Annotated in this window: 15 protein-coding genes; 4 read left to right on the top strand and 11 right to left on the bottom strand. The window is 56.7% G+C overall.

The window, feature by feature from the left end:
• Positions 1-6 precede the first annotated feature (6 nt).
• The gene (locus BN1936_RS05970; RefSeq protein WP_049686874.1) at positions 7-711 is read left to right on the top strand and encodes a CpXC domain-containing protein; all 705 of its coding nucleotides are present in this window, start codon (positions 7-9) and stop codon (positions 709-711) included.
• A 47-nt stretch (positions 712-758) separates the two neighbouring features.
• Complete coding sequence (locus tag BN1936_RS05965; protein ID WP_022443043.1) at positions 759-1454, top strand: CpXC domain-containing protein; 696 nt, start codon at positions 759-761, stop codon at positions 1452-1454.
• 86 nt (positions 1455-1540) lie between these two features.
• On the opposite strand, the gene BN1936_RS05960 is transcribed toward BN1936_RS05965, so the two are convergent.
• A complete protein-coding gene (locus BN1936_RS05960) occupies positions 1541-2545 on the bottom strand; it encodes an aldo/keto reductase (RefSeq protein ID WP_049686873.1) in 1005 nt (334 codons plus the stop codon).
• 330 nt (positions 2546-2875) lie between these two features.
• On the opposite strand from BN1936_RS05960, the gene BN1936_RS05955 reads away from it, so the two are divergent.
• The gene (locus tag BN1936_RS05955; RefSeq protein ID WP_022443041.1) at positions 2876-3637 is read left to right on the top strand and encodes a CpXC domain-containing protein; all 762 of its coding nucleotides are present in this window, start codon (positions 2876-2878) and stop codon (positions 3635-3637) included.
• Between the two features lie 103 nt (positions 3638-3740).
• Here the strand turns inward: BN1936_RS05955 and BN1936_RS05950 are convergent, their stop codons facing one another.
• Together BN1936_RS05950 and BN1936_RS11420 are read right to left on the bottom strand one after the other, a co-directional pair.
• A complete protein-coding gene (locus tag BN1936_RS05950) occupies positions 3741-4751 on the bottom strand; it encodes an aldo/keto reductase (protein WP_049686872.1) in 1011 nt (336 codons plus the stop codon).
• A 172-nt stretch (positions 4752-4923) separates the two neighbouring features.
• A complete protein-coding gene (locus tag BN1936_RS11420; RefSeq protein WP_053101828.1) occupies positions 4924-5847 on the bottom strand; it encodes a cupin domain-containing protein in 924 nt (307 codons plus the stop codon).
• Between the two features lie 628 nt (positions 5848-6475).
• Here BN1936_RS11420 and BN1936_RS05940 point away from each other — a divergent pair.
• Entirely contained in the window at positions 6476-7270 is a 795-nt protein-coding gene (locus BN1936_RS05940; protein WP_049686871.1) for an ADP-ribosylglycohydrolase family protein, read from the top strand.
• A 135-nt stretch (positions 7271-7405) separates the two neighbouring features.
• Here BN1936_RS05940 and BN1936_RS05935 read toward each other — a convergent pair whose 3' ends face one another.
• From BN1936_RS05935 to BN1936_RS05900, 8 genes are all read right to left on the bottom strand, one after another.
• A complete protein-coding gene (locus tag BN1936_RS05935; RefSeq protein WP_022443036.1) occupies positions 7406-8392 on the bottom strand; it encodes an asparaginase in 987 nt (328 codons plus the stop codon).
• A 72-nt stretch (positions 8393-8464) separates the two neighbouring features.
• On the bottom strand, positions 8465-9751 hold the full coding sequence (locus BN1936_RS05930; RefSeq protein ID WP_022443035.1) for a hypothetical protein: 1287 nt from the start codon (positions 9749-9751) through the stop codon (positions 8465-8467).
• A gap of 841 nt (positions 9752-10592) precedes the next feature.
• Entirely contained in the window at positions 10593-11750 is a 1158-nt protein-coding gene (locus BN1936_RS05925; RefSeq protein WP_022443033.1) for a porin, read from the bottom strand.
• 400 nt (positions 11751-12150) lie between these two features.
• A complete protein-coding gene (locus tag BN1936_RS05920; RefSeq protein ID WP_049686870.1) occupies positions 12151-12333 on the bottom strand; it encodes a hypothetical protein in 183 nt (60 codons plus the stop codon).
• Positions 12330-12539 carry a hypothetical protein gene (locus BN1936_RS05915; protein ID WP_022444444.1) on the bottom strand — a complete coding sequence of 70 codons (210 nt, stop codon included), beginning with the start codon at positions 12537-12539 and terminating at the stop codon, positions 12330-12332. Before BN1936_RS05915 ends, BN1936_RS05920 begins: the two co-directional genes overlap by 4 nt.
• A gap of 59 nt (positions 12540-12598) precedes the next feature.
• Positions 12599-12799, bottom strand: coding sequence for a hypothetical protein (locus tag BN1936_RS05910; RefSeq protein ID WP_022444445.1), 201 nt, complete (start codon positions 12797-12799; stop codon positions 12599-12601).
• Positions 12800-13189: 390 nt separating this feature from the next.
• Positions 13190-14524, bottom strand: coding sequence for a GNAT family N-acetyltransferase (locus BN1936_RS05905; protein ID WP_049686869.1), 1335 nt, complete (start codon positions 14522-14524; stop codon positions 13190-13192).
• Positions 14521-15003 (bottom strand): hypothetical protein, encoded by a 483-nt coding sequence (locus BN1936_RS05900; RefSeq protein ID WP_049686868.1) that lies wholly within the window; start codon positions 15001-15003, stop codon positions 14521-14523. The genes BN1936_RS05905 and BN1936_RS05900 overlap by 4 nt, the downstream gene beginning before the upstream one ends.
• Positions 15004-15242: the final 239 nt, after the last annotated feature.

Here is a 15242-nt window from a genome sequence, read left to right as displayed (position 1 = left end):
ACTGAAATGCCGCTTACGAAAGACATCACCTTCAAGTGCCCGGAATGCGGGGAAGAAATTCCGCTCACGCTCTGGCAGTCGGTGAACACCGCTGAAAACCCGAAAGAAGCGGAGGCGCTTGCCTACGGTGATCTCTTCTATATCCAGTGCCCGAAGTGCGGCTATCAGACGATGGCGAATTACTCCCTCCTCTACCACGACGTGGAGCACGGGATGATGATTCAGTACATCGCGACGCCGGACCGCGAGGAACGCGCGAAGGAGATGGCCGAGTACCGCAAGGCCCGCAAGGAATCCATTGAAGCGGCGAAAGCCCAGGATCCGGCGCTCGAGAAGCAGCTCTACGGTTCCGTGTTCCGCTTTGTGACGAGCCTGAACGACCTTCGGGAAAAGGCGCTCATTCTGCGCGCCGGGCTTGACGACCGCTATGTGGAACTCGTGAAGGCCTACATCATGCCGCAGGCCGCCAACATGAAGCCGGACCTCGGGATCGAGTCCGTGCGCTTCTTCCTCGATAAGGACGGGAAGCAGTACCTCTACTTCTTCGACAAAGACGGGAAGGAAGCCGGCTCCTGCGACTTCGATATGGAGTCCTACAACGCCTTCCAGAACGGACTCTCACTCGTTGAGGCGGACACCGATATCATTGACACCGGCTGGGCCCGCGAAGTGATTGCTGAGATCGAGTCTCAGGACACGTTCCAGGGTTAAGACGGCCGCCGATAACAATATTTCCCCATCCCCCGGAGAACCCCACGATGTCTGAAGCTGAACGCATTCCTTTCAAGTGCCAGAAGTGCGGCAAAGAGTCGGAGCCTGAGATCCAGCGCTCCGTGAACACGGTGACGGAGCCCGAGGCCGCGGAACGCGTCATCTCGGGTGACCTCTTCAGTTACCAGTGCCCGGGATGCGGCACCGACGTGGTGCTCACGTTCCCGCTCCTCTACCAGGATCTCGTGCGCCGCACGACGCTGCAGCTCGTCACGGCGAAATCTGGCCTCACGCTTGAGGACTCCGTGAAAGACGCGATCGCGGAGCGCGAGACCACGATGGCGGAACTCCGCGCGAAGCTCCCTGAAGCGGACGCGGATTTCGGGGAACACTTCCGCGTGGTCACGACGCCCGACGACCTCCGCGAGAAGGCGATGATCCTGAAGGCGGGGCTTGATGACCGCTATGTGGAAATCATCAAGTCGATGACGCTCTCGATCCAGAAGCAGGATGGGGAGACGACAGATGTCGCCTCAAACCGCTTCATGATCGATGACGAGAATAAGAACTTCATCGTTTATTTCGATGAGAACGGCGAGCCGATCGGTGAGGACACCTTCCCGAAAGAGTTCTACGACGCGATCGTGGACGATATGAAGCTTGTCGATGAGCCGCCGGTGGTGGACGCCGCCTGGGCCGAGTCCTATGCCGCGAAGCTCCTCGAGCGGCTGCCGACTGATTGATGAAGCCCGTCTGACGGACAAGGAATAATGAAGCCCCTGAGGGACTGTCCTTCAGGGGCTTTTCTTTGCCTATCGGATTCCCGAGGTTACCGCTTCCACTCCTTCATCGTGGAAGACTCGTTCTCCACATTCCCGCGATGGCCGTGGACTTCAACCGAGTCGAGCGCCGTTTCGAGATCCGCGAACTCGGCGTCCGTGAGCGTCACGTTCCACGCCCCGAGGTTCTCAAGAATCCGCTCCTTCCGTTTCGAGCCCGGGATCGGAACAACGTTCGGGTACTTGTGGAGCATCCAGGCAAGCGAAATCTGCGCCGGCGTAGCGGACTTTTCCGCCGCGAACCGGTTCAGGATATCGAGGATCGGCTGATTCGCGACGATGTTTTCTTTTGAGAGCTGCGGAACGAAGACCCGGACGTCGTCGACCTTCTCGAACGACGTGTCCGCGGTGATTTTCCCCGAAAGGAAGCCGCTCGCGATCGGGGAGAACGGCACGACGCCGATGTTGTATTCGAGGCAGTACGGGAAGATGTCCTTTTCGCAGTCCCGCTCCAGCATGTTGTAGAGATTCTGAACGGCGGAAACCGGGGTCACCCGGTGGAAGGCGTCGAGCTGCGCCGCGGACACCTGCGAGAGCCCCCATCCGCGGATCAGCCCTTCCTCAATCAGTTTCCCAAACGCGAGCGCCACCTCATCCACCAGCATCTCGAGATTCACGCGGTGCAGGTAATAGAGATCCACGTAATCCGTCCTCAGGTTCTTGAGCGACTGCGTGAGGTGCTCCTTCAGAATCGGGTAGATCGGGTCACCGGGTTTATAGGCGGTTCCCCGGAAGTGGATCTTCGTCGCGAGAACCACTTTATCCCGGACACCCTCGAGCGCCTTCCCGAGGATCTGCTCGTTGTGGCCCCGGTAGTAAAGCTGTTCGCCGTACGCTTCCGCCGTGTCAAAAAACGTGCATCCGAAATCAAATGCCGCCCGGATCGCGCTCACCGCGTACGACTCATCCGGAATCCTTCCGAAGCCGTGCGAAAACGCCATGCAGCCCATGCCAATCGGCGACACTTCAATTTTTCCGAGGAATCGGTTTTTCATTGGTTTTCCTTTGTCCGGGCGTTCCGCCCTCTTACTTCCGTCATTTTACGTGTTAAATCGGACCGGTTTCATCGCGCTCAGAAATCCTGCCGCCGGGGCACCCGCCGGAAGTAATCCGCCGCCCTCGCGCCGAGCCCAATCGGCTGATAACACCATCCGTCGTAGACCATATGAACGGTACCTCTACGCCCCTTAAAGGTTCTCCTTTCAGGGTTTTTTTCGTGTTGCGGTTAAGTCTTCAGCAGTCTTTAGTTTCACGGGGTTTGAAAGTAAGATTTTTCCTGTGACATTGTCACCTCGTTTTCCCCCCGCAGCCCCAGGAGCTTCATCATGGCAGAGAATCAGACAATCACCCTCCGGTGTCCGAAGTGCGGCGATCCGTACCGCTTCGAGGCCCCGACCGTGATGAACGCGGGGAAAGAAGAAGACCTCCCGGCGCTCGTGAAGTTGTTCGAAAGCGCTGAGTCGGGGTTCAAAAAAGAAAATCCGTTCACCTTCATGTGTCCCCGCTGCGGGCACGCGGAAAACTCGGTTTGGCCCGAGCTCCGCGTCTATTTCCCGTACCGCGGCTTTGACACCGAGCTCTTCCTTGCGCACCCGAAGCCGGATGAAACGCGGGAAGAAGCCGCGATCCGCGTGGCCGGGAAACCCACCGTGTGGAGCCGGATGTCGCGCGCGATGTTCATGGGCCGCACGCGGCGCGTCTGCTTCACGATCGAGGACTTCATCGAGCACGGTCGGATGCTTTCCGTCCATCTCTATGACCACTACGCCGCGATCACCGTCGCTCTCTGTCTCCTCCGGATGCAGGAAGAGACGGACGACAAGTTTACGTACGCGAACGCCCGCTTTTCCGTTTCCAACCCCGAGGTCTTCGGGGACTACGGTCACCTCAAAAACTTCTACGTCGTGTTCACAAGCGAAACCGGAAAGCGCACCCGGGTCGTCAATTTCCCGCTCGACCTTTACCTCCAGCTCGTGAATAAATCCGTGATCAGCGCGTGGGACGAGCCCCTCATCGCCGATATGAGCTGGGCGCTTCCGATCGCGGAAGAGCTCTACCCCCAGATCCGGATTCCCGAAGGATCCTGAGCAAGAAACTTAGGGCACTGAGTTCCCGCCCTTCCCCCAGACACGAAAAGCCCCGAGGCGATCGCCCCGGGGTTCTTTGTTGTTGGGATGGATCCGATTCCGATTACTTCGGATTCTTATCGAGAATGATCGTCGTGCCCTGAGGCGGATTCTGATCAATCGCGCCGACAATTGTGTGCGGCGTGTAGGGTTCCTCAAGGTACGCGACGTCATCTGCTGTCAGCTTGATCCCGAGCGCCTTCACGGCGGAATCAAAGTGGCTCGCCTTCGTCGCGCCGATAATCGGGGTCTCCACGCCCTTCGCCCAGAGCCACGCGAGCGCGATTTCGCTCATCGCAACGCCGTACTTTTCGGAGAGCTCGTGAACTCGGGCGATGATCTTCATATCGTCCTTTTCCGCGCGATCATACTTATTCTTCGCCGCGACATCCGTGCGGCTCCGGATCGAGTCACTGTCCCAGGTCGGGCGGCAGAGGTGGCCGGCCGCGAGCGGGCTATACGGCATGAGCGACACCCCGAACTGCCGGCAGACCGGGATCAGCTCCCGCTCATCCTCGCGGTAAAGCAGGTTGTAATGGTTCTGCATCACGGAGAACGGCGTCCAGCCGTGATCGCGCGCGACGATCTGCATGTTGTGGAACTGATAGCCATACATCGCGGAGGCCCCGAGCGCCCGGACCTTTCCGGCTTTCACGAGGTCGTTGAGAGCCTCCATCGTTTCCTCGATCGGATGCTCGTAGTCAAACCGATGAATGATGTAGAGGTCGAGGTAATCGGTGCCGAGGCGCTTCAGCGTCCCATCTATCTCGCGGTGGATCGCTTCGCGTGAAAGCCGTCCCTCGTTGAAATAAACCTTGGACGAAATCACCACGTCCTCACGCTTCGCGTAGCGCTTCAGCGCCTTCCCGAGATACTCTTCGCTCGTCCCCGCGGAGTAGCCGTTCGCGGTATCGAAGAAGTTGATCCCGAGGTCGAGCGCGTGCTTCACGATCGCGGCGCTCGCGTCTTCATCAAGCGTCCACTGGTGCATTGAGCCAGCTTTTCCGAAACTCATGCAGCCGACACACATCTTCGAGACGCGGATATCGGTTTGACCGAGATGCGTATATTCCATTTTTCTCAATCCTCATGCTGAAGGGACGGGGCGGAAATCCGGAAAACTATCGGACCTCCGGCACCGAAATCCCCTTTATCGATAGAGAATAAGTTAATCCGCCGGCCTCAAATCAGCTACCCGATTTTCTTAAATACTTGGCGCTGATTCTCAAGCGGGAGAAAAGGATCGGTTACTCTTCCGGATCCGATTTCGCGCGGGCGAGTGATCCGTACTCCGACTCCGGGAACTCTTTCCACGTCACCGTGTGGCTGTCACCGGGGTTGATCGCGATGTGCCCGAAGCTGCTCCAGGGAGCGGCCCCATGCCAGTGCGCGACGCCGGGCGGGCACCAGGCGACATCGCCTGGCAGCATCACTTCAATCTTTCCGCCCTCGATCTGATGAAGCCCGACACCGTCAGTCGCGATCAGGATCTGCCCGGTTTTATGCACGTGCCACCGGTTGAACGCCGCCCGCGGAAACACCACGTAGTACCAGTCAGGCGACTGCGCGGCGTTCGGTTTTCCGAGAAGCTTTGAGATGTAGACCGGCTTTGTGAAGTTCGGCGACTCGGTCGCCTTTGCCGGATACGCGAATAGGAATGTTCCCTTCGGCTCCCCGGCGCGGTTCGCGGCGTCCACCGGCTTCAGGGCGTCATATTCCGCGTCCGTGACTTTCCCGGTGTGAACTTTCAGCCCCTCGGGCGCTTTCCAGTTTTTGTCATAGACCACGAACTGCTGGAAGCGGGAATTCTTCGCCGCGCCGTGCCAGTGGCTGACACCCGCCGGAATCTCGATCACGTCACCCGGCCGGATCCACACCGCGGGCTTCCCCCACTCCTGATAGATCCCAAGTCCCGCAATTCCGATCACGGTCATCGCGCCGTGCGTGTGCCAGGCGCTCCGGCTCCCCGGTTCAAACGTGATCACGTTGGTCTGCGGGACACCGCCCATTTTTTCAGGCTCAATCAGATCCCGCCGGTGAACGGTGCCGGTAAAGTAAGCCGAGATATCGTGTCCTTCGGGGAACGGCAGCGGCTCCTTACCTTCGGCCCCCGCGTTTCCGATCATCGCCGCGAGCCCGAGAGCCGCGACCCATGGTTTCAAGTCTTTCATCTTCCGTCTGTCCTCTTTATTCACCGAGCGTGACCTCCTCACAGCTTACCCCACGCTTCTCCAGGATCCGGGCGAGCCTCTCAGCGGTCCAGCCCCTTCGAATGCATCCAGCGGACCATTTCCTCCGTGACCTCCTGGTTATTCAGATCCGCCATCATCTTCAGAATCATTCGTTCAGACATGCTTTTGCCTCAGACTGTCAAAAGATTCACCGCGGCTTCAGCCCACATACATGTATAACCCCCAATATACGCCGAAGGTCTGAGAGAAAAAGGCAGACGGGGTTCTTGCTTTTCTGCTTCAAAAGAACACAGAAAACCGATTCACGGGCTGATTCAATGAATAATTAACTATCTGTTTATATGTCAATTATTAAAAATACGCAGGAATACTTTCCGGCCATCCAGTGAATTCTGATCTACAAGGTTTTCCTTATTTTCGGGAGCCCTCCGGGCGTCATATTGAGAAATAAGCGCAATAAATAAACAAGATCTGTCAAGGCGAGGCGGGGCATATCCGGAGCGGACCGCCGCCATCTCAGGCTTCAAATGAGCTCCCATTGAGAGAGGAGCGGTTCCTCCGCATAATAGGGTCATTGCAGACTTTTCTTTTAAAGGACGCTAATCAAATGTACGGAGCCGCGGCTGGCGATATTGTGGGGTCGATCTACGAGATCGAGAACCTTCGCTCAAAAGATTTTCCGCTGTTCTCTGCCGGCTCCCACTTTACGGATGACACAGTTCTTACCGCGGCGATCGAAGAAGCGATTCTCCGCTGGGACGCGGGGGATGGAAAACTGGAAACCCTCGCGGTTGAAGAGCTCCTTCACTTCTTTAACGCGCATCCGGACGCCGCGTACGGCGGGCGATTTATCACGTGGGCGCGGGGTGCGGAACAGAAGCCCTACGGGAGCTTCGGAAACGGTTCCGCCATGCGGATTTCGGGGGCGGGGTTTTACGCGAAGACGCTTGAAGAGGCCTTGCAGCTCGCGGAACGCGTAACCGCTGTCACCCACAATCACCCGGACGGAATCCGGGGCGCTGCGGCCGTATCGAGCGCCATCTTCCTCGCGAAGACCGGGACGCCGAAGGATGAGATCCGGCGCTATATCGACCGCAACTTTTACCCCGTGATGTTTCCTCTCGCCTCGATCCCGAAGGATTACGAGTTTGAGGCGGCCTGCAGCCGGTCCGTCCCCCAGGCGCTTGTCGCGTTTTTTGAGTCAGACGGGTTTGAGGACGCCATCCGGAACGCCATCTCGATCGGAGGCGACAGCGACACGATCGCCGCGATCGCGGGGTCAGTCGCGGAAGCCGCATATGGAGTACCTGAATTTATTCGGGCTGAAGTCGACCGTCGTCTCACACCGGATATCCGGGCGGTGTTCACCGCGTTCCAGAAGAAACTCGAGTCGAGGAAATAAAGAACCTCAGTTCCGCTGGGCGTTCGTAGACAAAGCCTCGATAGGATTCTGATTTCTCAAAAAAAGCCCCTGCACGGGATCGGTGCAGGGGTTAAAGAGACCTATGGTCTGGAGTACAGAGAAAACACAAGCAGATTAGTTATCGAGAATCCGTTCCAGCTCATCCCGATTGCTGGCGAGCTCAGGCTTCTCCGAAAGCAGAATCATGAGCTTCAGACGGGTCTTCGCGCCGGACGCTTCACCGCCCTTTGCGGCTCCGTGAGCGCGCGAGTCACCGACAGACCCCGGATAGGCGTAAGACTGATAGGGACGGCCCGCGAAAGCGCGGGTCGCGATCACCACCGCGATTCCCTTCGCGACGGCGCGATCGATTCCTTCTTCCATCGCGGGAGGAATATTCCCGCGGCCGAAGCCTTCAATCACGATGCCATTGCAGCCGCGGCTGATCGCGAAATCGATATATTCGGACCCAAGACCCGTCTGAGCCGGGATGAGATCCACCTTGGCGGTCAGAGCCTTCGGAGCGAAGCACTGACGCCCCACCGGAGTCCGGCGGAACACGACACGGTCTTCATCACAGTAGCCAATCGGACCCCACCAGGGAGATTCGAAGGTCGCCGGATTCGCTGAGTGGGTCTTCCGAACCTGACCCGCCGCGTGAATCGTGTTATTCAGAACCACGAGGACACCTTTGCCGCGGGCTTCGTCAGACGCCGCGGTCTTCACCGCGCAGTAAATATTCATCGGACCGTCAGGCGACGTATCAGACGCCCCGCGCATGGCTCCCACAACGCAGATCGGCTTTTCAGACGGATGCAGCAGATCAAGGAAGTAAGAGGTTTCTTCAAGCGTGTCGGTACCGTGGGTCACAACAGCACCCGCGACATCATCCGCCTTCAGAGCTTCTTCAATGGCGTGCGACAGAGCGAACATCCGTTCAGGACTCATATTGCAGGATGCGACGTTCGAGAACTCGCGGACTTCAACATCTGCCACTTTATCGAGCCCTGGCACCGCTGCCGCAAGGTCAGCCCCGCTCACAGCAGGAACCAGACCGCCCTTCTCGGCGTCATACTTCATCGCGATCGTGCCGCCAGTCGTAAACACAATGACTTTTTTCAATTTCCAATCTCCAAATTAGGAATTCAGCGAACCGCAAAGTTCATCTGAATTCCTGTGAAATGAATGTCCTGATCAGATGATCGTGAGGCCGATCGTGATCAGCAGTGCCACAAACGAGCCAAAGAGAATCGAAGGACGCTGGAAAGCGTTCGCGGTTTTCAGGTCAGAGCCCGGAATCACAGGGATCACCGTGCTGAGAGCAGCCACCGGACCGCCAGTCAGGAAGTACTGAATCAGAGCAGCACCGGACGCCGCCGCGAAAGCGGAAGCGAAAGGATCCGCGCCAGTAGCAAGCACCACCTGAAGGAACGGGACGAGAACTGCGACTGAAGCCGCGTAAGACTGCGTGATGAAAGCCGTGCAGAAGGCGACGCCAAACATCACGAGAACCGGAGAAACCGAGTTAAGCAGCGGAGCCGCGAAACCCGAGATGGTGCCGACAAGACCGATCTGCTTAATAACAGCGCTCATGAAGAGGAAGCCAATCGTCGCGACGAGCGGAGTGGAGATCAGCCCGACACCTTCAATCATGTGCTTCTCAGCCTCTTTCGGCTTGGAGGAGGCCATGATGGCAGCCGTAATAGCGGCAACCACACCGACGAGGAAAATCGGAAGACCGATGATGAACCCGATGAAGAGGATCAGGAACGGAGTGAAAGCACGGAGAGAAGTCGTGGTGTATTTCTTCGCCTTGATTTCCTCAATGATCTTCGCGCGTTCTTCCGGAGTCACAGAGACACCGCGCTTCTTCATGTCATGAACCACACGGACGTAGGACATGGCAAAAATGGAGAGAGCGGCAATGAGACCAAGCACATTGAAGAGGCCATAACCGATGCCGGCAGTCGCGAGAATGGCGACCTGGGTCGGATGGGTGAAGCCTGCGAGGTTGCCGATATGGCCGGCGTGTGCCTGAATACCGGCGGCTTTATTCGGATCAACACCGAGACGCACGGCTGCAGGTCCGGTAATGACAGCGGTAATCACTGGCTGGGTGAAACCCGTCAGCGCTCCGATCAGACCAGCGGCAATACCGCCAGCGGTGCAGACACCAGGGCCTCCGCCGATTTTGTTACCGACAAGGACAATGTCACGCACGATGACATCGAGGAATCCGGTTGCCTGCATAATGCCGATAAAAAGCAGAATGCCGGTCATATCCGCGATCACGGGGTTCAACCCCATATTGATCATCTTCCCGACTGTCATAGGAGCGGATCCCGCGATCGGGTATCCGGCGACGATGGCAGAAACTGCCGCACCGACAATTGCCGTCAGATAGAGCGGAGTTTTGCCCGTAATCATGATGATGAGAGTCAACACCATGAGGCACTGCGCAATAATCATTTGCGTTGTCATTTGACCATCCCCTGGGAAACAGTTTCAAGACTGCCCCTGTCAATATATAAAACACCCGCAAACAAACCATTCCCTAAACCAATATAGGGAATATGCCTTTCAATACCACTGTTATTTCTCATATGCCTCTCCTTCAAGGGACAAAGCACTACGTGAAACCAGAAACGAAATTACTCTCAATGAATTGAATGCATAAAGCGTGCCAATTATTAAATTCCTATAGGCGGCTTAAAAAAGTATAGTAATGTTGCTATCAAAAGTAAATAATGTATCTCTTTATTGTTAGAAAAACCCTTTTAAAACCGGTTGTATAAAGAACAAACAGGATCACATAATTCAATAAAAATCGACATAAAAAATGCTTTACATTACTAAAATAGTTATCCCCAGAAAAAGACAAAACACTATTTATAAATAAAAATGTTTTAATAGCCGAAAAATCAAAGGTTGCGTTAATTAATTTTATTTTTAAAAATAGGCTACGTTCACGTTTTAAAATTTCTTTCGCTATTTAAAATATTCATTCATAACTCAGCTTTTTAGACATTTTTTAATACTTCGATAAACGAATCGATCCCCATCTTTGTGCAGATAAATCCCTGACCCTGTGCAAATGTTTAAACCTAAGTCGCAGACAGTCGCAGTCAGAAAAAGATGATCCAAAAATCCTGTCGGCTGAATACCCAGCGAGCTTTCTTTTCCTGGCCCCAAATAAAAACCGGGGCTCGCTATCACGCGAGTCCCGGAAAAACTCTCTTTAGCGGGTCAGTTTGTATCAGTCCGCTGACTGCCCGGTACCGCCGCCGGTTCATAACGGCAGTACCGGTATTTCGTTACCTGATTAGAAGTTGTGGTCGATACCGAAGAGCGCGCGGGCAAACTTCACCGTGCCGCCGTTGGTCGCGCGATCCATCTTCTGCTCACCGTAGCCGGCGGAGACATAGAAGGTCGTGCGCTTCGAGAACGGGTATTCGTACGTCACCGTGCCGGCGGCGCGCTCAAACTCGGGGTTCCCGCTGACCGCCGTGCCGTTCGCGGTCTCAACATCCTTCACCTTGTTGTAGGTCGCGTTGAAACCGATCTTCCCGTAGGAGAGCGGAACAGAGACGCCGGCAGACACGCCGTAGCCCTTCGCGTAGTAGTTCATCGCCTTATCGAGACCAAAGTCATCGAAGCCTGACGCGATATACCAGCTGGGGTTGCCGGCCGCGAGCGCGAGCTTCATATGGTCAAAGTAGTTGCCTGCGAGGAAGAGCCGCGCGGGGCCGAAGTCGTAATTCCCGCCCACCGTGAACTGCAGGCTGTTATCGGGGTTCCCGGCAGCGGACGACGCCCAAAGGTGAGAGTCAACGGCCGCGAGAAGGGTCAGCGCGCCGCGCTTAAATTCGCCGGTGAGAGAGGCGTAGCGTTCAGCGCTCGCCTTATTCTCAACCGACCCCGCCACCGTCTGGTCGACGTTCCCGGAATACTGAGCGGTGAGCGCGAAGCCCGCGAATCGGGGCGAACGCCAGGCGATCGTGTTATCCATCTGGGACTGACCGGACGTGAACCACACGGACGTGCCGGAATACGGGCCGTACCCCGGTCCGATCGCGCTGATCTGCGGACCCACGACGCACCAGGAGGAGATCTGGCTCATCGAGGTGCCCATACGGCCGAAACCAAAGCGCCCGTAGTCAGTGTTGAGGTTCAGCGTCGCTTCACGGTGGAAGAGATGCTTGTCATCCTGCTGCTGCACACCGCTGTCGAGCGCGAACTGGTCTTCCAGAATCACTTCAACCTGAGTGCGGTCCGTCAGCTTCTCCGTCGCGTGGATGCCGACGCGGGACCCGCGGTCCGTGCCGGAATCCATGGAAACGGTGTTCGTGGAACCGTGACCCGGGGTCTTGAGATACTGGTACGTGATCGAGGCGTCCGCTACGCCATAGATCGTCACTTCAGCCTGGGCCTGAAAAGCGAGCGCGCCGAGCAGTGCCGCGGCAATAAGACTCTTCTTCATTTCTTTCTCTATCCAATGGTTGTGTTGTTAGGTGCGGCAGCCGTTTTTTGACTGCCATTGGCCGTTTCTCTCTTCCGGCGGTGTCCCAGGAAATCTCCTCATTCCGTTCTTTCTCTCCCTGAGGAGTACTTCCGGAAACCGCTTCTAGTTCTTTTTCATTACGACCGGCGTCAATTATTTCTAGTTATTCCTGAGCGATAAACAGCAGAAATACAGAAACTTTGTCTCAGAAATCGATCGAATCCGAAAATAAGCCCCTTCACACCCCTGTCCTGGACCAGGAATCTGCCCCCCGATCGGACTCTTTTCCGACCAAAAAAGAGGCCGGTGAAAATCACCGGCCCATCTGAAACACCAGGAACCACATCATGAAACACACACTTCGAACTGTCTTTCCGCCTCATTCCTTCTTTTCTTTCTTCTCCTTTTCATCATCCCTGAAGTCATCGATCGTAAAAGTCCGGCCGATAAACCAGCCGCCGCTGTTCCCGGCGAACGCCCTGTGACGCTCAGCCGTGTCGCGGAGCCAGGCCGCGTCCGCCACTTTGCTTTCGCCCTTTTTCACTTCCTTCTCTTCAGTCATTTCGTTTCTCCTTTCTCGTCCCCCGTCCCTTCTTTCGGGTCTTCCGATGAGGGACGGCTCGCACGGGGCGGCCGCAGCGGCATGGATATAAACCAGCCGCCCGTGTCTTTCAGCAATTCCTCAATGACGTCCGAAGACGCGGGCTTACTCTTTTCCGAGCCCGGGTTTGAATTGGATCTGACCCCGTCACTTTTCTTTCTCGTCATAACGCACCTTCCTTAATTCGTTACTGTTCCCCGATCCGGTTTCTCTCCGGGTTCCTGGTTCAGTCCTTCTTTGGAATGGTTTTGACTGCCCGGAGTTCTGAGTCGGATTCCTTACCGCTCTCCTCCACCCCCTCGAGCGCATTCAGCAGCTCCATCGTGAGCGGACGTCCGAAAAAAATTCGGCCGTTCTCGGCACTCCGACTCACGCCGCGGGTTGTCCGGGCGGTCTTTCCGCTCGCGTCCTCCTTCCCTTCTCTCATTTCTCTTCCCCCCAAGGACCCCGGTTTTTTATGATTTAATAATCACAAAATTCCGAAATCTGTTTCCTCACGCCGCTTTCCCTGCCGTTCCGCAAACCCAGTTCAGCCTCACTCCTGGTTAACCGAAATTCCTCAGGCACCGGATTCTGTTTCCCGACACCGTAAAACCCTGAAACTATCTGCTTCCAAAGGGATTCTCTTTCTCTCCCCTCCCTTCCCTCCACTGTTATTTTAGTTAATACTTATTCGGCTGACACACGGGAATCATGGGTATTGCGATCTGGGGCACGGAAAAGTGTATTGTGATGTTTATCAAACACAAAAATACCGTGCGCCAGAGACTGACGCACGGTGTGTTACTCGCTATTGATTTTTTGTTTGATGGGGGCCTCAGTGCCGGAACCGGAGCCGCATTTCGCCTAGCAGCCGCTCCGCGTCTTTCGCTTTCTTTTCGGGGGACTCCCCGGTCTCATCCGGTGCCGGGATCGCCTTCATAAACACGCGGCAGCGGATCTCTGTGTCGCCTGGCCTAAGCGCCTCAGACACGGTTTTCGATCCCGCTTCCACATACCCATGGCGATCAAAAAACGCGGTATCCGTCGCCCCGTCCACCGCGGCGACAACGCGTTCCCCCTTATAGTCCGACTCAAAGGTCTGGAGGAGCTTCGTCCCGATTCCCCGGCCCATGAGTTCGGGGTCCGTCGCGAAGAGGAGAATTTCCGAGGTCGGGACCGGGGTGACAGAGGAGACCACCTCCGACTTCGCCGCCTCAAACCACACCGCTTCGCTTCCATGAAGCTCCCGATGGATCCGGGTGTAAAGCCAGTGGAAGAGCGTATAGCGGGAAATCTGATACGGCCGCCGCTCGCCCTTTCGCTCGGCGAGCAGGAACCCCGCGAGCCGCCCCTGGTAATACGCGCCGTAGAAATGCGTCGCGCGGACGAGCGCCTCGCACATCGCGTCGCGGCCCGCGGTCCAGGCCTGGAACGCGTTCTCGTTCCCCGGCTCCAGCCTCACCCCAACCGGAGCGAAGCGTTCCGCCTCATCGAGATCATCCGCGGGGTCAAAGTACCGGATCTCCACCCGGTCCGCGACGAGCCGCTCCACTTCCTCTTTCCGCCGCCGCACTTCCCGCGTATCCCACTGCACGATGAAGGCGGAGATCGAGGACGCAAACGCCACAGAGGCAAGCGCGAAGCGCACAAATTCCACCTTCCACCCGACGACACCGAGGAGCGCGTTTGAGTAGAGACTCACGAAGAAGAGCGCGAACGCGATGCAGCCAAGTGTCAGCGACACACAGGCTGAGATATAGCGGTTTTCTTTCCGGCGGAGAAACGGTTTCCAGGCGACCACGTACGCCCCGACCCAGGTCGCGGCCGCGGCGAGCTGCGCCGTCGCCTCATCCACCGGGTCCCCCTTCTCCCCGATGATGAGATCCGTGATGTCGGAGTCCGCGAAGAGAAGCGCCGCGAAACAGAGGACCAGAAGCCCGGCCCCCCCGCCCCGCTTCCACGATTCCGGCCACACCGCGCGCTCAATCGCGTGGCGGGCACCGAGAGCGAGCGACATGTTACAGACAAAGAGAAGGATCACGAGGCCGGCGTTTTTAACCGAGTGGCTCAGGATCCCAAGCCGGTTCCCGAGGATCAGAGCGACCGCGATCAAGGCGAGAAGAAGCACTCCCCGCACGAGTTTCTTATATAAAGTGCTCGGGTGCTTCATCGGGCGGACTCCAGGTTAAGAGAGCCGACGTCAGCCTCCGCCGGAGCCGGAGCCTTCCCAACCGCTGAAAACGCGGTTTTCGCTTCCCGCCCCACGCTTTCCAGTTCCGCGATGAAGGCATCCGTTAGCGCGGTCCGCGCGATCCGGGCTTCCGCGTCGAGAATCGGGCGGAGCAGCGATTCCGCGTACGCGCGGGCTTTCGTTGTCAACGTCACGAGCTTCTCTTTATGCCCGCAGGGGACGAGGGTCACATTCCCCGCTTTGATTTCCTCAAGCACCGCGGTGTTGAGTGTTGACCTCGGCATCCGCCACTCGTCACAGATCTCTTTTTGAGAGCGCGGCGCTTCATCGAGACAGGCGTAAAGGAGCACAAAGAGGCTCTCCTTCACGCGGAGCCCGTGCATCAGCGCGGCGTATTCGCCGTCAATCGTGTTCATCGCCCGCATAAAGCGGATAAATCGCTCCCGGTCGTTCGTCATCACTCTCTCATTCATATCTATCAATCCGAATCCGTAATTTTACAATACGGATCCGTATTGACCGGGCGGCCGCCATCACGCCTTTTTTCTGCGCCATCAATTGACGCACCGTGTGATAAGTGAAGACTTCCTCCGCCCCATAAAAAAACGGGACCCGGCTTTGGATGCCGGATCCCATTCAAATTCCCCGGGAAGGAAGAAGACTCAAACACCTCCCCGGGATCGTTCATAGAGACACA

The sequence above is a fragment of the Dakarella massiliensis genome, from assembly GCF_001182045.1.
GTDB lineage: Bacteria > Pseudomonadota > Gammaproteobacteria > Burkholderiales > Burkholderiaceae_F > Mesosutterella > Mesosutterella massiliensis.
The sequence above is the reverse complement of the archived record's forward strand: the minus strand, read 5'-3'. Positions and strand labels throughout refer to the sequence as shown.